Origin of the sequence: Pseudomonas sp. TMP9, from assembly GCF_037943105.1 — a bacterium.
GTDB lineage: Bacteria > Pseudomonadota > Gammaproteobacteria > Pseudomonadales > Pseudomonadaceae > Aquipseudomonas.
This window is the reverse complement of the sequence record NZ_CP149803.1, coordinates 3,246,337-3,266,398: the sequence shown is the minus strand read 5'-3', so window position 1 is coordinate 3,266,398 and position 20,062 is coordinate 3,246,337. Positions and strand designations below refer to the sequence as shown.

Here is a 20,062-nt window from a genome sequence, read left to right as displayed (position 1 = left end):
CTGTATTGCAGAATGGGTTAGCCCAGCAAACAGCAAGCGCGCTTACACCGTCAGGTCGATACGGTTGCCTAGATTAGGCGGGTTGCTTGGCGTGCTTACTGGCGCGGTCGCGGCCAGCAGACTGCCGCCGCTGGCGGCCTGCAGTTCCAGCGTCTTGCGCAGCAACAGCAGCGATGCCAGTGCCGAAGCCTGGGTGGCTGCCTGTACTGAGACCTGATTGCTTAGCGTGCTGAGCGCCATATCTGCTGTTCCCCTTGCGACCTGTTTCCACTGGCGACGTTAAGCCGGTAAGCACACCCCGGTGCCGCTCAGCCCGCAATAGCCGCCAGGATTTTTCGCCAAGTACTGCTGGTGGTAAGCCTCGGCGTAATAAAACGGCGGCGCTTCGCGGACCTCAGTGGTGATTGAGCCCAAGCCGGCCTTATCCAGCTCGGCCTGGAACTGAGCTTGGCTGGCTTGTGCAGCGGCCAGTTGCTCGGCGCCGTAGCAATAAATCGCTGAGCGGTATTGGCTGCCAGTGTCGTTACCCTGGCGCATGCCTTGGGTTGGGTTGTGCGCCTCCCAAAATACTTTCAGCAACGCTTCGTAGCGGGTTAGTTTTGGGTCGAACACCACCAGCACCACTTCGGTGTGGCCAGTCAGCCCTGAGCAGGTTTCATCGTAGGTTGGGTTGGGCGTGTGGCCGCCGGCATAACCGACTGCCGTACTCCATACGCCCGGCTGCTGCCACAGGCGTCGTTCAGCGCCCCAGAAGCAGCCAAGGGCAAATACCGCCACTTCAAGGCCTGCCGGGAACGGCGCTTGCAGTGCATTACCGTTGACGAAGTGCGCGGCCGGCACCGGCATTATGTCGCTGCGCCCCGGCAGCGCTTGTTCCGCAGTGGGCAGTTCAAGTTTGTGGGCGAGAATGTGTGAGCGCAAAACCATGAGCCATTTCCTCAGCAGATACATATGTTCATAGACCCTCAACGTGCGGGCTTGTTACAGGCCGATCAGCCGCGATGTGGGTAACGCTTGAGGCTTTCCAGCAAATCACGCCCGGCGATGGGCTTATCGAACAGGTAGCCCTGACCGATATCGCAGTGCTGGCGCCGGAGAAAATTCAACTGCGCAGCGGTTTCAATCCCTTCGGCCACTACCTTGAGTTTCAGCTTGTGGGCCATGGCGATCACCGCTGAGGTGATTTCCATATCATCCTGGTTATCCGGAATGTCCTTGATAAAGCTGCGATCAATTTTGATCACATCAATGGGGAATTTTTTCAGGTAACTGAGTGACGAATAACCGGTACCAAAGTCATCCATGGCCAGCGTCAAACCTAGGCTTTTTAAGCTGATAAGTTGCTGGCGGGTATCGTCGGTGGCATCTAGCAGCAGGCTTTCAGTCAGCTCCAGTTCAAGCAAGGCCGGGTCAAGTTGCTCTTCCTGCAGGATGGCGATGATTTCGCCGACCAGGCCTGGGTCGGAAAACTGTTTGGGTGATAGGTTGATGGCCATTTGCAGCGGCTGATGGCCCAGCGCGATCAGCTGTTTACTCATGCGGCAGGCCTCGCGCGTGACCCATTTACCGATGGGGATGATAAGGCCAGTCTCTTCCGCCACGCTGATAAATTCATCCGGGTTGATCATGCCTTTTTCTGGGTGGTGCCAGCGCAGCAGCGCCTCCATGCCCAAGAGCTTGCCCGTTCTCAGGCACAACTTGGGTTGGTAGAACACCTCGAGCTCGTTTTGCATGAGGGCGCGGCGCAGGTTGCTCTCAACAAACAGCTTGTAATGCGCCTCGGCGTTTAGCGCCTCAGTAAACACCTGCAGCTGGTTTTTGCCGTTGGCTTTGGCTTTGTGCAGGGCCAGGCCGGTGTGCTTCATCAGGGTCTGCGGATCATTACCATGTTCGGGGGCGCAGGCTAAGCCGATGGAGCCGGTGACGTTGATCAGTTGGTTATCGACAAACAGCGGTTTATCCAGGGTGTGCAACAGTTCTTGCGCCACCTGCTCGCTGTCGGCTTGGTTGGCATCAAGCAGCACGGCAAATTCGTTGCTGGCAAAGCGTGCCAGCACATTGCTGGGTGCGAGCGTATTGCGTAGACGGCGCGCCAGGCTGACCAGCAATTTGTCGCCGGTCTGGTGGCCAAGGCTGTCGTTGATCCGCTTGAAATTGTCGATGTCCACCAGCAGCAGGCTGACCGGTTTGCCGGGGTGTTCACTGAAGTGGCGCTCCAGCGAACGGATAAACGCGTAGCGGTTGCCCAGGCCGGTCAGGTTGTCACGAAAAGCCAGGCGCTCGATGTGCTGTTGCGCCTGCTTGTTGGCGGTGACGTCTTCGTAAATGCCGATGTAGTGGGTCAAGCGGCCGTCATCGGCATAGACCTTAGACAGGGATAAATGCCCCCAGTAGGGATCGAGATTTTTCCGCCGGCTCTTGAATTCACCCTGCCAACTGTTATGTCCGGCCAGGCTTGAGCTGGCATCGAACAGCAAGTTGCTGAGGTTTTCTAGGGCAGGTATTTCTGACAGGCTGTGGCCCTGTACTTCTCCGGCACTGTAGAGCGTGATGGCGGTAAAGCTTGGATTGACGTACTCCACCAAGCCGTCGCGGTCGAGCAGGATAAAGGCGCTGGAGCTTTGCTCGACTGCGCGTTGAAACAAATACAGGGCGTTGCTGGCCGAGCGTTGTTGTTGGTTCGCCAGTACGTGCGCGTATTGGTCCGCCAGGGCGCCGGCGAAGGCGATTTCATCAGGCTGCCAAGTGCGTGCAGGGCCGATGTATTCCATGCACAGCATGCCGACTATTTTGCCAGCGCTGCGGATGCCGGCATCGAGCAGTGCGGTAATGCCTTTTGGGCGCAGGTAGCTGTCGCTTAACTCACAGGTGCGCGGGTCGTGCTGAGCATCATGGGCATCCAGCGCACGGCCGCTGTGCAGCGCTTGCAGGTAAGCGGGGTAATGACTGGCATCAATGTCAGCCTGAACGATGTGTTGGCCTTTAGCCTGTTCATACAGCGCCACCGACTGAAGCAGATGGCCGTTGAGGTTCCAGATACCAACGCGGCTTACGCCAAACACCTCGCACGCGCGTTTGCTGATCAGTTCTGCCGCTTCGCGCAGCGGTTCTTTGTCGCCGTAATGATGGCGCGCAAGGCTTACAAGCAACTGTTGTTGGGCTTGCATACGCACTTGCTGGGCCTGCAGTTCAGCTTGGCTGCGCTGGTATAATTCGAGTGTCTGTGGCGAGGCTGCGCTCTGTTCGGTCATCACCAGCAGGTAGCCGCGCAGCATGTTTCGACCGCGCTGCTTAAAGGCTTCGCCGGTTTCCATTATGGTCAGGCTGCCGCGTGGGGTGTGCAGGCGGTACTGCACGTTGTAATACTTATGCTCGGCCAGCTGTTGCGCAATGCTGTCATGCAGCGGGTCGCGAACCGTTGGCTCCATCAAGCTGGCGTAGGGGGCATCCAAGAGGGAGCAGAGCGCCTGAGCAGGCAAGCCGAAAGGCCCTTGGCAGTTAGCGTCGAGGAACAGCAGGGTCCAGCAGGCTTCATTCAAGCGCTCGAAGCGCAGTAAGCCTAAGCGCGAAGGCACTGGCAACTGTGTCACAACCTCGACCGCTAAACGACTCGCGGCATCGGGATGGCTTTTCATTCGATGGCTGGCTTCCAGTATGCTGAACGAGGTGGCAATCGACTCACTTCATTTATAGCGTCGGGTAAGGGTGCATCATGCAATTGCGACTGACAAGAAAACTAATAAGCGCCTTGCTGTTGAGCGGCTGCATGGCCGCTTCGCCAGCGTTTGCTGCTGAGCCCGATGCCGGGTTGAGCAGTGCTGAGCAAAGTAATTACCTACGCGAACTCAAACGCTTGTACCTGACTGAGAGTGATCGACAAGCCCTGCTGGCTCACTGCAATGACTTGCTCAAGACCTATGCGTTGCGCGCTGCTTTTCAGGTCGGTCAGGCGCAGCGTCAAGACCTGCTGTATCAAGTGCGTGAGGGTGAGTCCGGTGAGCTGGTGCTGCGTGAGGAAATCCGTGGCCAGCAGGGTACCGATATCGCTGTGCGCAACCAGCGGATTCCCCTGTTTGGGGTCGACCCGTTTGTCCGTTATGACTGCCCAAGTAGCGGTATCAGCTGCGTGCTGCAAAATCCCAAGGATGGTCGCCCGCTGCTGACCATCGTGCGCGATCACAAGGGCGCAGCTGAGCTGGCCAAGGCCATGAGTTTTCTGATTCGTAATATGCAGAAGGGTTGAGCGACGCGTTTTTATGGCGCTGTGTTGCTCCGCCGCCACGGCATTCCTATGCACTGAACGCTGAGCTAATAATGCAAAACCCCGCCTAACTGAGCGGGGTTTTGCATACCGACGAGGCTGCTGGGTTACAGCAGCAGGGTGCGGATATCGGCCAGCACATCACTCAGGCGCTTGGTGAAGCGCGCCGCTGCGGCACCGTTGATGACCCGGTGGTCATAGGACAGTGACAGCGGCAGCATCAACTTAGGCTGGAAGGCGTTGCCATCCCACACCGGCTGAATAGTCGCTTTGCTGACACCCAAAATCGCCACCTCCGGCGCGTTGACGATCGGCGTAAAGCCGGTGCCGCCAATATGGCCCAGGCTGGAGATGGTGAAACAGGCGCCCTGCATGTCATCAGCGGAGAGCTTTTTGCTGCGCGCCTTCTCCGCCAAAGTGGCGGCTTCAGCGGCCAGTTGTAGCAGGCTTTTTTGCTCGACGTTTTTAATCACCGGTACGAGCAAACCCTCCGGGGTGTCCACGGCAAAGCCGATGTTCACGTACTTCTTACGGATGATTGCCTTGCCGCTCGGCGCCAGTGAGCTGTTGAAGTCCGGCAGCTCCTTAAGCAGGAAGGCGCAGGCCTTGAGCAGCAGTGGCAACACCGTGAGCTTGACCCCGGCTTTTTCCGCCACGCCTTTTTGTGCCACGCGGAAGGCTTCCAGCTCGGTGATGTCCGCCGAGTCGAATTGGGTCACGTGCGGCACATTGAGCCAGCTGCGATGCAGGTTATTGGCGCCGACCTGCATTAAGCGGGTCATGGCCACTTCTTCAATTTCACCAAACTTGCTGAAATCAATCACCGGAATCGGCGGGATGCCGGCACCGCCGGTTGCGCCGGCAGCTGGGGCTTCCTTAGCCTTGTGCATCATCGCTTTGACGTAAGCCTGCACGTCTTCTTTGAGCACACGACCTTTTGGCCCGGTGCCGGGCACGACCGCCAACTCGACACCCAACTCACGCGCCAATAAGCGTACCGCTGGGCCGGCATGCACCTTGGCACCATCGCGCTTGGGCATGGCTGCCACATTGGCAGCGGCGGCTGAAAGTGAGGCAATGGCGCTGACTTCTGCGGCGATTGCCGGGTTTGCCCCGGCGGGCACTTTGTGGCCGTCCGCTGTGGATGCCGGTGCGGGCGCCGCTGCGGCCTCAGGTTTTTGCGTGGCGGCTTGTGCTGGCGCGGGTTCAGCTGGGCGCGCAGGTGCAGCAGCTGCTGCGCCTGCGACCTTAACCGTGAGGATAAAGTCGCCGGTGCCGACTTCGTCTTCCAGCTTGACGCTAATACTGTCCACCACACCGGCAACCGGCGAGGGGATTTCCATGCTGGCTTTGTCGGATTCCAAGGTGATCAGCGACTGTTCGGCTTCGACGGTGTCGCCGACCTTGACCAGTATTTCGATGACCTTGGCTTTGCCGTCCGAGCCGATGTCCGGTACGTGAATGTCCTGTACGCTGCTGCTGGTGGGCGCAGCGGCCGGTTGTTCGTTTGCTTGCGGTGCGGATTGCGTTTTTGTCGCTGCAGCAGGTGCGGCGGTTTCAGGTTCAGCCTCAGCCGGTGTTGCCGCAGCGTCACCTTCAACCTCAAGCTCCAGCAGTTCGTCGCCTTCTTTCAAGCGATCGCCCAGCTTCACTTTTAGGCTTTTCACCACGCCAGCTTTCGGCGCGGGGATTTCCATGCTGGCCTTATCCGACTCAAGCGTCAGCACGCTTTGGTCAGCGTCGATGCGGTCGCCGACCTTCACCATCAGCTCAATTACTTCACCCTCACCACCACCGATGTCGGGTACGCGAATCAATTCACTCATCGTTTCGCTCCTTAGCAGTCCAGTGGGTTAGGTTTTTCCGGATTGATACCGAACTTGGCGATGGCCTCAGCCACCACCTTAGGTTCGATATCACCACGGTCGGCGAGGGCTTCCAGTGCGGCCAGGACCACCCAGTTGCGGTCCACTTCGAAGAAGTGGCGCAGCTTCTTGCGGCTGTCGCTGCGGCCGAAGCCGTCGGTGCCGAGTACTTTGAACTCTTTGCTCGGCACCCACTGACGAATCTGTTCGGCGAACAGTTTCATGTAGTCGGTCGAGGCAATCACTGGGCCCTTGCGGCCGCCCAAGCACTCTTCCACGTAGGTTTGCTTGGGCTTCTGGCCCGGATGCAGACGGTTGCTGCGTTCCACGGCCAAGCCGTCACGGCGCAGTTCGTTGAAGCTGGTGACGCTCCATACGTCTGCAGCGACGTTGAACTCGTCACGCAGAATTTTCGCCGCCTCGCGCACTTCGCGCAGGATGGTGCCGGAGCCAAGGAGCTGCACGTGATGCGCGGCTTCCTTCTTGTCTTCTTCGAGCAGGTACATGCCCTTGATGATGCCGTCCTCGACACCCAGCGGAATGGCCGGCTGCTGGTAGGATTCGTTCATCACGGTGATGTAGTAGAAAACGTCCTGTTGCAGTTCGGTCATCTTCTTCATGCCGTCCTGAATGATCACCGCCAGCTCGTAGCCGTAGGTCGGGTCATACGTGCGGCAGTTAGGGATGGTCGCGGCCAGGATGTGGCTATGGCCGTCTTCGTGCTGTAGGCCTTCGCCGTTGAGCGTGGTGCGTCCGGCGGTGCCGCCGATCAAAAAGCCGCGGGTGCGGCTGTCGCCAGCGGCCCAGGCCAGGTCGCCAATGCGCTGGAAACCGAACATCGAATAGAAGATGTAGAACGGCAGCATCGGCTGGTTGTGGCTGGAGTACGAGGTGCCTGCGGCAATGAAGGAGCTCATGGCGCCGGCTTCGTTGATGCCTTCTTCGAGGATCTGGCCCTTCTTGTCCTCGCGGTAGAACATCACCTGATCTTTATCGACTGGCTCATAGAGCTGGCCGACCGAGGAGTAGATGCCGAGCTGACGGAACATGCCTTCCATGCCGAAGGTACGCGCTTCGTCCGGGATAATCGGCACGATGCGTGAGCCAATGTCCTTGTCCTTGACCAGCTGCGCGAGGATGCGCACGAAGGCCATGGTGGTGGAAATTTCACGGTCGCCCGAGCCATCCAAGATGGCCTTGAGGGTTTCCAGTGGCGGCGTCGGGATGCTGAAACTCTTAGCCCGGCGCTGTGGCACAAAACCACCGAGGGCTTCGCGGCGCTCGTGCAGGTAGCGGGCTTCGGCGCTGCCTGCTTCCGGCTTGATAAACGGCAGGCTTTCCAGCTCGTCGTCTTTTACCGGAATGTCGAAGCGGTCGCGGAACTGCTTGAGGCTGTCGACATCGACTTTTTTGGTGTTGTGCGCGGTGTTCTTCGCTTCACCGGCGCCGGTGCCATAACCCTTAACAGTCTTGGCCAAAATGACGGTCGGCTGGTCTTTGTGGTTAACCGCTTGGTGGTAAGCCGCATACATCTTGTACGGGTCGTGACCGCCGCGGTTGAGCTTCCAGATCTCGTCGTCAGACAAATCAGCGACCATGGCCTTGAGTTCTGGCGAATTGAAGAAGTGCTCACGCACGAACGCGCCGTCTTTGGCCTTGTAGTTCTGGTATTCGCCGTCGATGACTTCGTCCATGCGTCGCTGCAAGATGCCGTCGACGTCTTTGGCCAGCAGCGGGTCCCAGAAACGGCCCCAGACCACTTTATTGACATGCCAGCCACCACCACGGAACACCCCTTCGAGCTCCTGAATAATCTTGCCATTGCCGCGCACTGGGCCGTCGAGGCGCTGCAGGTTGCAGTTGATGACAAAGATCAGGTTGTCCAGCTTCTCGCGGCCTGCGAGGGAAATCGCACCCAAGGATTCCGGCTCGTCGCACTCGCCGTCGCCCATAAAGCACCAGACTTTCTGCTTGCCAGCCGGGATAAAGCCGCGTGCTTCTAGGTACTTCATAAAGCGCGCTTGGTAAATTGCCTGGATTGGACCCAAGCCCATAGACACCGTCGGGAACTGCCAGAAGTCGGGCATCAGCCAAGGGTGCGGGTAGGACGACAGGCCTTTGCCATCGACTTCCTGGCGGAAGTTGTTCATCTGCTCTTCGCTGATGCGGCCTTCCATGAAGGCGCGTGCGTAAACGCCGGGCGAGGCGTGGCCTTGGAAGAAGATCAAGTCGCCGCCGTGCTCTTCGGTTGGCGCTTGGAAAAAGTAGTTAAAACCGATGTCATACAGCGTCGCCGAGGAGGCGAAGCTGGAGATGTGGCCGCCCAGGTCTGAATCTTTCAGGTTGGTGCGCATCACCATGGCCAGCGCGTTCCAGCGCACCAACGAGCGAATGCGGCGTTCCATAAACAGGTCGCCAGGCATGCGTGCTTCGTGGGTCAGCGGGATGGTGTTGCGGTAGGGCGTGGTGATCGCATAGGGCAACTGCGAGCCGCTGCGGGTCGCGAGTTCGCCCATGCGGGTCATCAGGTAGTGGGCGCGGTCTTCGCCTTCTTTGTCGAGAACCGATTCCAGGGCGTCTAGCCATTCCTGGGTTTCGACGGGATCGAGGTCTTGCATGGCTTGCTCCAGGGCTCAAAGGCTTCCAGAATCGGAGGCCAGGTTTCGCGGGCGACTTCGTGAGTGGCCGCGTGAATTCTTGGATTGACCGGGGGTAGGACCGGCTGCGTGTAGTTTTACTACATTACGACGCCGATTTCAGCCTGCGGGGTACAATCTTTGGTAGTAAAACTACAATTATTTATTGCCAGTGACGTGCTGGGGTCCCGATGAGCGTTTGCCATCGATGCTCGGCGCACTGTTGAATTGCTAAAAAGGATAGACCATGAGCTTGCCCGCGCTGGCCGCTTCACCTGCTGCCTTGGCCCACCTTGTCGCTCGTGCCGAACAGTCCTTGCAGCAGGCGTTCGCCGCGCTTGGCGGCGAAGCGGCTGCGGCGTTTGCAGCTTGGCCGAGCGAGCGACGGGTGGCGCTGCAACGCGTGGCCGCCGCCAGTGATTTCGTCGTGCAGCAGGGTGAGCGTGATCCGCAGATGCTGCTCGACCTGGCCGTCAGTGGTGAGCTTGAGCGACCCTTGGCTGCGGCTGAATTGCGCGGGCAACTGGTTGAGGCATTGCTCGGTTGCCTTGACGATGACGAACTGGGGCGGCGCTTGCGGCGTTTTCGTAATCGCCAGCAACTGCGCATTATCTGGCGTGATATCAGTCGCCAGGCTGATCTGGTCGAGACCTGTCGTGACCTTTCCGACATGGCTGATGCGTGTATCGATCTGGCTTATCACTGGTTGTACAGCGGCCACTGCGCTCAATTCGGCACGCCCATCGGCCGGCGCTCGGGCGAGCCGCAGCATTTAGTGGTGCTGGGCATGGGCAAGCTGGGCGCTCATGAGCTCAACCTGTCATCGGATATTGACCTGATTTTTGGCTTCCCCGAAGGCGGTGAAACCCAAGGGGTCAAGCGCCCGCTGGATAACCAAGAGTTCTTTATTCGCCTCGGTCAAAAGTTGATCAAGGCGTTGGATGTGATTACGGTCGATGGCTTCGTCTTTCGCACCGACATGCGCCTACGACCTTACGGCTCCTCCGGTTCGCTGGTATTTAGCTTCAATGCACTGGAGCAGTACTACCAGGATCAGGGTCGCGACTGGGAACGCTACGCGATGATCAAGGCGCGGGTGGTCGGCGGTGATCAAGTCGCCGGCGCGCAGTTGCTGGAGATGCTGCGGCCCTTCGTTTATCGGCGCTATCTGGACTTCTCAGCCATTGAAGCGTTGCGCGCGATGAAGCAGCTGATTCAGCAAGAGGTGCGGCGCAAGGGCATGGCTGAAAATATTAAGCTGGGCTCGGGCGGCATCCGCGAAGTGGAGTTTATCGCTCAGGCCTTCCAGCTGATTCACGGCGGGCGCGACCTGAGCTTGCAGCAGCGTTCGCTGTTCGCGGTGCTCAACACCCTGCGTGATCAGGGCTATCTGCCGGCGTCGGTGACCGACGAGCTGCATGATGCCTACGCCTTCTTGCGTTACGCCGAGCACGCCCTGCAGGCCATTGATGATCGGCAAACGCAAACACTCCCGGACAATGATCAGGACCGTGCGCGGGTCGCCTTTATTATGGGTTTTGACCGCTGGCAGGCGTTCCATGAGCGCCTGATGCACTGGCGTGGCCGGGTTGATTGGCATTTTCGGCAAGTGATTGCCGATCCCGATGAGGATGTTGAAGGCGCTGAAGAGTCGGTGGTTGGCGGTGAATGGCAGCCGTTATGGACCAAAGTGTTTGACGAGGAAACAGCCTGCCGGCAACTGGCAGAGGCGGGCTTTAGCCAACCCGAGTCAACTTGGCGCTACTTAGTGGGCCTGCGCAGCAGCAATCAGGTGCGTGCGATGCAGCGCTTGGGGCGCGAGCGTCTGGATGCTTTTGTGCCGCGCCTGCTGGCCCAAGCCATTGAGCATAAAAACCCAGATCTAGTGCTGGAACGTGTGCTCCCGCTGGTTGAGGCCGTAGCGCGGCGCTCAGCCTATTTGGTGCTGCTGACCGAAAATCCCAGTGCCCTGCAACGGTTGCTCACCTTGTGCGCAGCCAGCCCATGGATCGCCGAGCAGATCACCCGCTTTCCGCTGTTGCTTGATGAGTTGCTTAATGAGGGCCGCTTGTTTAGCCCACCGCAGGCGCCCGAATTAGCGGCCGAACTGCGTGAGCGGCTGATGCGCATTCCCGAGGAGGACTTGGAGCAGCAAATGGAAGCGCTGCGTCACTTCAAACTGGCGCACCGTCTGCGCGTGGCGGCTTCGGAAATTACCGGCACCCTGCCACTGATGAAAGTCAGCGATTACTTGACCTGGTTGGCCGAGACGATTCTTGATCAGGTGCTGGCCCTGGCGTGGCGCAATACCGTGAGTAAATACGGCTCACCGCAGCGTGCCGATGGCAGTCTCTGCGATCCGGACTTTGTCATCGTCGGCTATGGCAAGGTCGGCGGTATCGAGCTGGGCCACGGCTCCGATCTTGATCTGGTGTTTATCCACGACGGCGACCCGCACGCAGAAACTGACGGCGAAAAAGCCATCGACGGCGCGCAGTTCTTCAATCGCTTGGGTCAGCGCATCATTCACCTGTTGACCACGCAGACCAACTCCGGCCAGCTTTATGAGGTGGATATGCGCCTACGGCCCTCGGGCGCAGCGGGTCTGCTGGTCAGCTCGCTGGGCGCCTTTGAACGCTATCAACAAAGCGAAGCCTGGACCTGGGAGCATCAGGCGCTGGTGCGGGCGCGGGTGCTGGTCGGCTGCACGCGCGTCGGCAAGGCATTCGAGGCAGTGCGCGCTGCAGTTTTGCGACGTGAGCGTGATCTGGTAAGCCTGCGCAGTGAAGTCAGCGAGATGCGCGCGAAGATGCGCGATAACCTCGGCAGCAAGGCCACGGCGGCGGGCACCGCGGCGAATGCCTTTACGGCCGCGTCGCCGTTCGACCTCAAGCAGGACGCCGGTGGTATCGTCGATATTGAATTTATGGTGCAATACGCGGCCCTGGCATGGTCGCACCAGCACCCGGAATTGCTTGACTTCACTGACAATATTCGCATTTTGGAAGGGCTGGAGCGGATCGGCTTGCTGCCGGGTGAAGACGCCCGCGTGCTGCGCACCATCTACCAAGCTTACCGCTCGGCCGCGCATCGTCAGGCGCTACAGAAGCAGCCCGGGGTGGTCAGCGGTGAACAGTTGGCCGAGGAGCGGCGCACGGTGCTGCGCATCTGGCGGGAACTGGGGTTGAGTTGAATTAATGGTCCGGGCGCCTGGCGCGGCCGGTCAATGCTGTAGCAATCGAATGTGAGGAGCAGGCAATTATGTCGATGGCTGATCGTGATGGCGTGATCTGGTATGACGGCGAGATGGTGGAGTGGCGCAACGCGACCACCCACGTGCTGACCCATACCCTGCACTACGGAATGGGCGTGTTTGAAGGTGTGCGCGCCTACAACACCCCGCAAGGTACAGCCATCTTCCGCTTGGAAGCACACACCGATCGCTTGTTCGACTCGGCCCATATCATGGGCATGAAGATTCCGTTCAGCAAAGACGAAGTTAATGAAGCTGCCCGCGCTGCCGTGCGCGAGAACAACCTGGAAAGCGCCTACATCCGGCCGATGGTGTTCTACGGATCTGAAGCCATGGGCCTGCGCGCCAGCGGCCTGAAAACGCACATGATCGTCGCCGCGTGGAGCTGGGGCGCCTACATGGGCGAGGAAGCGTTGCAGGTGGGTATTAAGGTGCGCACCAGCTCCTATACCCGTCATCACGTGAACATTTCGATGACCCGCGCTAAGGCTAACGGTAACTACATCAACTCGATGTTGGCGCTGCAAGAAGCCATTTCTTGCGGGGCAGATGAAGCCATGCTGCTCGACCCGGAAGGTTACGTGGCTGAAGGCTCCGGCGAGAATATCTTCTTGGTCAAAAACGGCGTGATCTACACCCCAGAAGTCACCTCCTGCCTGAATGGCATCACCCGCAGCACCCTTTTGACCTTGGCTGCTGAACACGGCATTGAAGTGGTCGAAAAACGCATCACCCGTGATGAGGTGTATATCGCCGACGAGGCGTTCTTCACCGGCACCGCCGCCGAGGTCACGCCGATTCGTGAGGTCGATGGCCGCAATATCGGCGCTGGTCGCCGTGGCCCGATCACCGAGAGGCTGCAAACCGCCTATTTTGATCTGGTCACCGGTAAGACCGATGCCCACGCCGAGTGGCGTACGCTGGTCAAGTAAACCCTCCGCTGGCGTAGGGTGGGGCCGACCGCAGTGGGTCACCCACCATCCGGCGCGCAAGCCGGGCCGTGATTATTGATGGCCGCAGCAGTGGTGGCTTATGCCGCTGTTGCGGCTAACCCACCCTACGGATTCGACATGAACATTCTGATTATTGGCCCCAGCTGGGTGGGCGACATGGTGATGGCGCAGACGCTGTTTCAGTGCCTGCAACAGCGCCATCCTGGTTGTGCAATCGATGTGCTGGCGCCCGAGTGGAGCCGGCCGATCCTTCAGCGCATGCCCGAGGTGCGCCAGGCCCTGAGCTTCCCGCTCGGCCATGGTGTGCTGGAGCTGGCGACGCGGCGCAAGATCGGCAAGCGTCTCGCCGGTCAGTACGATCAGGCGATTCTGCTGCCCAATTCGCTCAAGTCCGCGCTGGTGCCGTTCTTCGCCGGTATCCCCACGCGCACCGGCTGGAAAGGCGAGCTGCGTTACGGTCTGCTGAATGACATACGCATATTGGACAAAGACCGCTACCCGCTGATGATCGAGCGCTTTATGGCGCTGGCCTTCGAGCCGGGTGCTGAGCTGCCTAAACCTTATCCGCGCCCGGCGTTGCAGATCAATCCGCAAAGCCGCGACGCCGCGCTGAGCACGTTCGGCTTAAGCCTCGATCGGCCGGTGCTGGCGCTGTGTCCTGGCGCCGAGTTTGGTGAGGCTAAGCGCTGGCCGAGCGAGCACTACGCCAAGGTTGCCGAGCTGAAGATTCGCGCGGGTTGGCAGGTGTGGATTTTCGGCTCGAAGAACGATCACCCGGTGGGTGAAGACATTCGCAGCCGGCTGATTCCTGGCCTGCGTGAAGAGGCCAATAACTTGGCCGGCGACACCAGCCTGGCCGAAGCCATCGACCTGATGTCGTGCGCAGGCGCGGTGGTGTCGAATGATTCTGGCTTGATGCATGTGGCCGCTGCGTTGAACCGGCCGTTGGTGGCAGTCTACGGCTCAACCTCGCCGGGTTTTACGCCGCCCTTGGCTGAGCACGTAGAGGTCGTGAGGTTGGGCTTGGAATGCAGCCCATGCTTCGACCGCACCTGCCGCTTCGGTCATTACAATTGCCTGGGCGACCTAAAGCCACGTGCGGTGATTGAAGCGCTGGGTCGTTTGGTCAGTGATCCGGTCGAGGTTGAATAGCGTGCGGGTGCTGCTGATCAAAACCTCCTCCTTAGGCGATGTGGTGCACACTTTGCCGGCGCTCACCGATGCTGCGCGCGCCATTCCCGGCATTCAGTTTGATTGGGTGGTGGAAGAGGGCTTCGCTGAAATTCCCGCTTGGCACCCCGCCGTGGCGCAGGTGATCCCGGTGGCGATTCGGCGCTGGCGCAAGCACCTGTGGCAGGCCTTTAAAAGTGGCGAGTGGCGACGCTTTAAACAGCGGCTTGGCGACACTCAATACGACTTGGTTATCGATGCCCAAGGCCTGCTGAAAAGTGCTTGGCTGACGCGTTATGTCAACGCACCAGTTGCTGGGCTTGACCGTGACTCAGCGCGCGAGCCACTGGCAAGCCGCTTCTACGACCGTGCCTATGCCGTGCCGCGCGAGCAGCACGCGCTTGAGCGTACCCGCCAGCTATTTGCCCACGCGCTTGGCTATACGTTGCCGACTGGTATGGGTGATTACGGATTAAATCGCGCACTGCTGGCCGATAGCGCGCCGCCACCTTATGTAGTGTTTCTGCATGGCACCACCTGGGCCAGCAAACACTGGCCCGAAGCCTGCTGGCGTGAGCTGGCCGAGCAGATGAGCGCGCAGGGCTGGGCCGTGCGCTTGCCTTGGGGCAATGACAGCGAAAAAGCGCGCGCCGAACGGATTGCCGCCGGCATCGAGCATGCCGCAGTACTGCCTAAATTGAACCTGGCCGGTGTGGCCAAGGTGATTGCGGGCGCCAGCGCGTGTGTGGCGGTAGATACCGGGCTGGGGCATTTGGCTGCGGCGCTGGATGTGCCGAACATCTCCCTCTACGGCCCGACCCTGCCGGGGCGCGTGGGTGCTTATGGCCGCTCGCAAATTCACCTGTGCGCCACCGGGCCGAATGCCGGCTTGGGTGATCGCCACAAACCCTGTTTCGACGGTCTGGATGCCCAGCGTGTCGCCAGTGAATTGCAGGCTTTGTTATTGGCCGAGGCAGTCATTTGAAGTCGCTGTCGAGAATCTTTCCCGGATTTTATCCGGGCTACACGGTTGAAGGGTTCACCTGATGCAGCTGGCTTTTATCCTCTATAAATATTTCCCCTTCGGCGGCCTGCAGCGCGACTTTATGCGCATCGCCTTGGAGTGCCAGGCGCGCGGTCACGCTATTCGTGTCTACACGCCGATCTGGGAAGGCGATGTGCCGGCGGGTTTCGAGGTGGTGGTGGTGCCGGTCAAGGCGTTGTTTAACCACACACGCAATGAAAAGCTCACGGCTTGGGTCGAGGCTGACGTGGCTCAGCGCCCGGTCGACCGCGTGATTGGCTTCAACAAAATGCCTGGTCTTGACGTCTACTACGCCGCCGACGGCTGCTATGAAGACAAGGCGCAGACCTTGCGCAACCCGCTCTACAAGCGCTGGGGCCGTTACAAACACTTCGCTGATTACGAGCACGCGGTGTTTGCCCCCGAATCGAAAACCGAAATTTTGATGATCTCCGAAGTGCAGCAGCCGCTGTTTATCAAGCATTACCACACCCCACTGCAGCGCTTTCATCTGCTGCCGCCGGGCATTACCGCTGACCGTCGTGCGCCCGTCAATGCGGGTGAGATTCGCGCCGAGTTCCGGGCTGAATTCAAACTGGCCGATAGCGACCTGCTGTTGGTGCAGATCGGCTCCGGCTTCAAGACCAAGGGGCTGGATCGCAGCCTTAAGGCCTTGGCCGCTTTGCCCCGTGAGCTGAAAAAACGCACCCGGCTGATTGCCATCGGCCAAGATGACCCGCGCGCGTTCCAGCTGCAGGCCAAGGCCCTGGGCGTATCTGATCACGTGCAGATACTCAAAGGCCGCAGCGATATTCCACGTTTTTTGCTCGGTGCCGACCTGCTAATCCATCCGGCCTATAACGAGAACACCGGCACGGTATTGCTCGAAGCCTTGGTTGCCGGCCTACCCGTGCTGGTGACGGATGTTTGCGGCTACGCCCATTACATCACCGAGGCGGATGCTGGTCGGATGCTGAGCGGGCCTTTCGAGCAGAGCAAGCTCAATCACTTACTCGCCGACATGCTGGCTGACGACTCACGTCGTGCCCTTTGGTCACGTAATGGTTTGGCTTATGCGGGCTGCGCCGACCTGTACTCCATGCCGCGACACGCGGCCGACATCATTCTGGCGACGCGCTCATGACGTTGGTACTGACTGAACCCTTCAAAAGCCTGTGGGCCGATCGCGATGCGTTTGTCGCCGTCGAGACCCTGCAAGGGCAGGTCTACCGCGAGCTGGAAGGCCGCCGCACGCTGCGCACCGAGGTCGATGGGCGTGGCTATTTTGTCAAAATCCATCGCGGCATTGGCTGGGGCGAGATCATCAAGAACCTGCTCACCGCCAAGCTGCCAGTGCTCGGTGCGCGCCAGGAATGGCAAGCTATCGAGCGTTTGCATCAGGTCGGCGTGGCGACCATGACTGCCGTGGCCTACGGCGAGCGCGGCCGCAATCCGGCGGCGCAGCATTCGTTTATCGTCACCGAAGAGTTGGCGCCGACTACCGACCTTGAGCAGCTGAGCCTGAACTGGGCGCAACAACCGCCCGAGCCACGACTCAAATGGGCGTTGATTAACGAAGTGGCAAGCATGGTCGGCACCATGCACCGCGCCGGGGTCAATCACCGTGATTGCTACATCTGCCACTTTTTACTGCACACCGATAAGCCGGTTACCGCCGACGATTTCCGCCTGTCCGTGATCGACCTGCACCGCGCTCAAGTCCGCAGCCAGCTGCCCTTGCGCTGGCGCAACAAGGACTTGGCCGCGTTGTACTTTTCAGTGCTCGATATCGGCCTGACCCGGCGCGATAAACTGCGTTTTCTGCGCGGTTATTTTGCCGTGCTAAACGGTAAGCAGCCGCTGCGGCCAATACTCAACACCGAGCGCGCGCTCCTGGTTTGGCTGGAGCGCAAGGCTGACGCGCTGTATGCGCGCAAACAACGTTACGGAGATGCGCTCTGATGGCGGGTTGGAAACTTGAGGCGTCTTTTAGTGGGCTGGCTGACGCATTTGGCGACTTGGACAAGGTCTTCGATTTACAGGGCGAGCAGATTACAAAAGATGCCATTTCTGAAGTGATACGTGTCGAACTGGCCGGCGTGCGCTACTACGTCAAACGTTATCGCAGTGCGGGCAAGGGCTTACGGCGCTACTTGTCACGCACGCGGGTCAAAACCGAATGGCGCAACTTGAAGCGGTTTGCCAAATGGGGCGTTGCAACTGCGCAAGTGGTTGCCGCCGGTCAGGAGCGTAATCTGGGTGCGTTCACGCGCGGTGCATTAATTACTCGTGAACTAGCGGGTACCGACGATCTAGCAGTTCTGGTGTCCCAGAATGATGCGCGCTTGGGTGATCCGCTGTGGGTGCGCAGTGTGAGTGCGCAGGTAGCAGCCATCACTCGGCATCTGCATGATCATCACTTCACCCACAATGACTTGAAGTGGCGCAACTTGCTGGTCGACCGGGCTGGGCAGGTTTTTCTGATTGATTGTCCATCCGGCAGCTTTTGGTGGGGGGCAGCCCTGCGTTATCGAATTATTAAGGATCTAGCCTGCCTGGATAAAGTGGCAAAAAAGCAGCTATCACGCAGCCAGCGCTTGCGTTTTTACCTGCAATACCTCGGTCGGCAGCGACTCAATGCGTCGGATAAACAGCGCCTACGTAAGGTCATCGGTTTCTTTGAGGGTCGCGAATGACTGACTTTATCGCGGCAGAAGATCGCGCGATTCTTGTCGCCAACCACCTAGAGAGCTTTGATGCCCTTTGGGGCATAGAGCTAGAAGCAGTGGATGAGCCCAATACCGAGCGCGGTGGCTTTAGCAGTGTCTATCGCCTGGACCTCGGCGAGTCAGCGTTTTACCTCAAGCGCCAGAGCAACCACCTAACCCGCAGCCTGTTCCACCCGTTTGGTGAGCCAACCTTTGCCCGTGAATTTCGCAATATTCAACGTTATGCGGCGCTGGGTATTCCGGCGCTGCAAGCCGCTTTTTTTGCCGAACGCAAGTTGCCGGGTGAGTATCGAGCGGTGCTGCTTACCCGCGCGCTGGATGGTTGGAGCGATTTGGACAGTTTTTTGCCTGCCTGGCGCGAGTGCAGCGAATCTCAGCGCAGCGCTATTTTGCAGGCGTGCGGCAAGTTGGCCAGGCAGCTGCACGGTGCCGGCCAACTGCACGGCTGCTTTTACCCCAAGCATATTTTCTTGCGTGAGACGGCAAGTGGGTTCGACGCACAGTTGATTGATCTAGAAAAGACCCGGCCACTGCTGTTCGGACGGCGTGATCGGATCAAGGACCTAGAGCCTCTGCTACGCCGTGCCTGCGTCTGGAGCGAGGTGGAGGTGAATATATTGCTGATGGCTTATCTCGGTGGGGAGGCCAATCTCGACAGCTGGAGCGCACACCTCGTGGCTCGCCGCTGCAACAAGGATGCGCGTTGATGAACGTGGCAAACCTCACTCAAGCCGGACGCTCACCGGCAATGCCACTGGATCTAGAGTTGGTGGATACGACGGGTGCGGCCAAGCTGACCGTACAGCGACTGCTGCGTGTCCTGCCCGGCCAGCGCTATGTTGGCTTAGCCGAATGGCGCGGACGTCCGGTGCTGGCCAAGCTGCTGGTGGGTGGCAAAGCGGCCCGGCACTTTCAGCGGGAGCGTGAAGGCGCGCGCCTGCTGGCCGAGCAGGGCGTGCAGACGCCGCAGCTGCTGGCCGAAGGCTTGCGCGAAGGTGAGGGCGGTTGGTTGCTGTTTGAGTACCTCGACGGTGCACAAAGCCTGGGCAATGCCTGGCGCGCGGTGGAAAGCCAAGCGTTGTTGAGCGCAGATCAACAAGCGGTAATGGCTGAAGCCCTGACATGCATTGCGCAGATGCACGGCAAAGGGTTGTGGCAGGCCGACCTGCACCTGGACAACCTGATGCGGCATAACGGCAAGCTATGGGTGATCGATGGCGGCGGTGTGCACGTCGAAGTGGCCGGTCAGCGGTTGTCACGCGCCAAGGTGCTGGAAAACCTCGGGGTCTTCTTCGCCCAGCTCCCCGCCGAGCTCATGCCCTTTATCGAAGAGCTGCTGGTGCATTATCTGTTGGCCAATGGCGAACATGCCTTGCCGTTGGAGGCGCTGCTCAATGAAGTAGACAAGGTTCGCACGTGGCGTGTGCGTGATTATTTGCGTAAAGCCGCCCGTGATTGCAGCCTGTTTGCCGCAAAAGTGGGGGCCTTTGGCCTGCGCGTGATACGCCGTGAAGATGAGGCAGGCTTGCAGCCGCTGCTGGACAATATCGACCCGTTCACTGAGCAAGGCCACATTTACAAGACTGGCGGCGCCGCGACCGTGGCGCGGGTCGAGTTGAATGGGCGGCCCTTGGTGGTCAAACGTTACAACATTAAAAGTATGGGGCACTGGCTAAAACGTTTTTGGCGCCCAAGTCGGGCTTGGCACAGCTGGATTGAGGCCAATCGCCTGCAATTGTTAGGTATTGCTACGCCCCAGCCGTTGGCCGTGTTGGAGCGGCGTTGGTGCTGGCTGCGCGGGCGCGCTTACCTGATTACCGAATACTGCGGCGGGCAGGATATAATCGCGCGCTTTAGCCACTACCACGACAGATCACCCCCAGAAACAGAGCTGCTGGCGCTGGATCGCTTGTTCGCCGCCCTGCTGCGCGAGCGCATCAGCCATGGTGACTTCAAGGGGCACAATTTGTTTTGGGATGAACACCTGGGTCGCTGGTCGTTAATCGACCTTGACGCCATGCAGCAGCACCGCAGTGCGCGTCGTTTCGCCAGGGCCTATGCCCGTGACCGCGCCCGTTTTTTGCGCAACTGGCCAGCTGACTCAATGCTGTTCACGCTGCTCGACAACCGTTTACCGCAGGTGCCCGGCACCTGCCCTGAATAGAGGTTTT

General features: G+C 59.4%; 15 protein-coding genes. 10 read left to right on the top strand and 5 right to left on the bottom strand.

Annotated features, from left to right (window positions below):
• Positions 1 to 42: 42 nt before the first annotated feature.
• From WF513_RS15410 to WF513_RS15400, 3 genes are all read right to left on the bottom strand, one after another.
• On the bottom strand, positions 43 to 240 hold the full coding sequence (locus WF513_RS15410) for a putative motility protein (protein WP_339080284.1): 198 nt from the start codon (positions 238 to 240) through the stop codon (positions 43 to 45).
• Between the two features lie 39 nt (positions 241 to 279).
• A complete protein-coding gene (gene msrA, locus WF513_RS15405) occupies positions 280 to 927 on the bottom strand; it encodes a peptide-methionine (S)-S-oxide reductase MsrA (protein ID WP_339080283.1) in 648 nt (215 codons plus the stop codon).
• A gap of 65 nt (positions 928 to 992) precedes the next feature.
• On the bottom strand, positions 993 to 3,635 hold the full coding sequence (locus WF513_RS15400) for an EAL domain-containing protein (RefSeq protein ID WP_339080282.1): 2,643 nt from the start codon (positions 3,633 to 3,635) through the stop codon (positions 993 to 995).
• 131 nt (positions 3,636 to 3,766) lie between these two features.
• On the opposite strand from WF513_RS15400, the gene WF513_RS15395 reads away from it, so the two are divergent.
• Complete coding sequence (locus WF513_RS15395; protein ID WP_339080281.1) at positions 3,767 to 4,243, top strand: hypothetical protein; 477 nt, start codon at positions 3,767 to 3,769, stop codon at positions 4,241 to 4,243.
• A gap of 125 nt (positions 4,244 to 4,368) precedes the next feature.
• Here the strand turns inward: WF513_RS15395 and aceF are convergent, their stop codons facing one another.
• Positions 4,369 to 6,087, bottom strand: a complete 1,719-nt coding sequence (gene aceF, locus WF513_RS15390) for a dihydrolipoyllysine-residue acetyltransferase (RefSeq protein ID WP_339080280.1) — start codon at positions 6,085 to 6,087, stop codon at positions 4,369 to 4,371.
• Between the two features lie 11 nt (positions 6,088 to 6,098).
• Positions 6,099 to 8,744 (bottom strand): pyruvate dehydrogenase (acetyl-transferring), homodimeric type, encoded by a 2,646-nt coding sequence (gene aceE / locus WF513_RS15385; protein ID WP_339080279.1) that lies wholly within the window; start codon positions 8,742 to 8,744, stop codon positions 6,099 to 6,101.
• Between the two features lie 265 nt (positions 8,745 to 9,009).
• Between aceE and glnE the strand changes: the two genes are divergently transcribed.
• From glnE to WF513_RS15340, 9 genes are all read left to right on the top strand, one after another.
• Positions 9,010 to 11,955 carry a bifunctional [glutamate--ammonia ligase]-adenylyl-L-tyrosine phosphorylase/[glutamate--ammonia-ligase] adenylyltransferase gene (gene glnE, locus WF513_RS15380; RefSeq protein WP_339080278.1) on the top strand — a complete coding sequence of 982 codons (2,946 nt, stop codon included), beginning with the start codon at positions 9,010 to 9,012 and terminating at the stop codon, positions 11,953 to 11,955.
• A 68-nt stretch (positions 11,956 to 12,023) separates the two neighbouring features.
• A complete protein-coding gene (ilvE, locus tag WF513_RS15375) occupies positions 12,024 to 12,947 on the top strand; it encodes a branched-chain-amino-acid transaminase (protein WP_339080277.1) in 924 nt (307 codons plus the stop codon).
• Between the two features lie 138 nt (positions 12,948 to 13,085).
• On the top strand, positions 13,086 to 14,120 hold the full coding sequence (gene waaF / locus WF513_RS15370) for a lipopolysaccharide heptosyltransferase II (protein ID WP_339080276.1): 1,035 nt from the start codon (positions 13,086 to 13,088) through the stop codon (positions 14,118 to 14,120).
• A gap of 1 nt (position 14,121) precedes the next feature.
• Complete coding sequence (waaC, locus tag WF513_RS15365; protein ID WP_339080275.1) at positions 14,122 to 15,123, top strand: lipopolysaccharide heptosyltransferase I; 1,002 nt, start codon at positions 14,122 to 14,124, stop codon at positions 15,121 to 15,123.
• A 61-nt stretch (positions 15,124 to 15,184) separates the two neighbouring features.
• On the top strand, positions 15,185 to 16,306 hold the full coding sequence (locus tag WF513_RS15360; RefSeq protein WP_339080274.1) for a glycosyltransferase family 4 protein: 1,122 nt from the start codon (positions 15,185 to 15,187) through the stop codon (positions 16,304 to 16,306).
• The gene (rfaP, locus tag WF513_RS15355; protein WP_339080273.1) at positions 16,303 to 17,124 is read left to right on the top strand and encodes a lipopolysaccharide core heptose(I) kinase RfaP; all 822 of its coding nucleotides are present in this window, start codon (positions 16,303 to 16,305) and stop codon (positions 17,122 to 17,124) included. Before WF513_RS15360 ends, rfaP begins: the two co-directional genes overlap by 4 nt.
• A complete protein-coding gene (locus WF513_RS15350) occupies positions 17,124 to 17,858 on the top strand; it encodes a lipopolysaccharide kinase InaA family protein (protein ID WP_339080272.1) in 735 nt (244 codons plus the stop codon). Before rfaP ends, WF513_RS15350 begins: the two co-directional genes overlap by 1 nt.
• A complete protein-coding gene (locus WF513_RS15345) occupies positions 17,855 to 18,598 on the top strand; it encodes a lipopolysaccharide kinase InaA family protein (RefSeq protein WP_339080271.1) in 744 nt (247 codons plus the stop codon). The genes WF513_RS15350 and WF513_RS15345 overlap by 4 nt, the downstream gene beginning before the upstream one ends.
• Positions 18,598 to 20,055, top strand: a complete 1,458-nt coding sequence (locus WF513_RS15340) for a lipopolysaccharide kinase InaA family protein (RefSeq protein WP_339080270.1) — start codon at positions 18,598 to 18,600, stop codon at positions 20,053 to 20,055. The genes WF513_RS15345 and WF513_RS15340 overlap by 1 nt, the downstream gene beginning before the upstream one ends.
• The last annotated feature ends 7 nt before the right edge of the window (positions 20,056 to 20,062 follow it).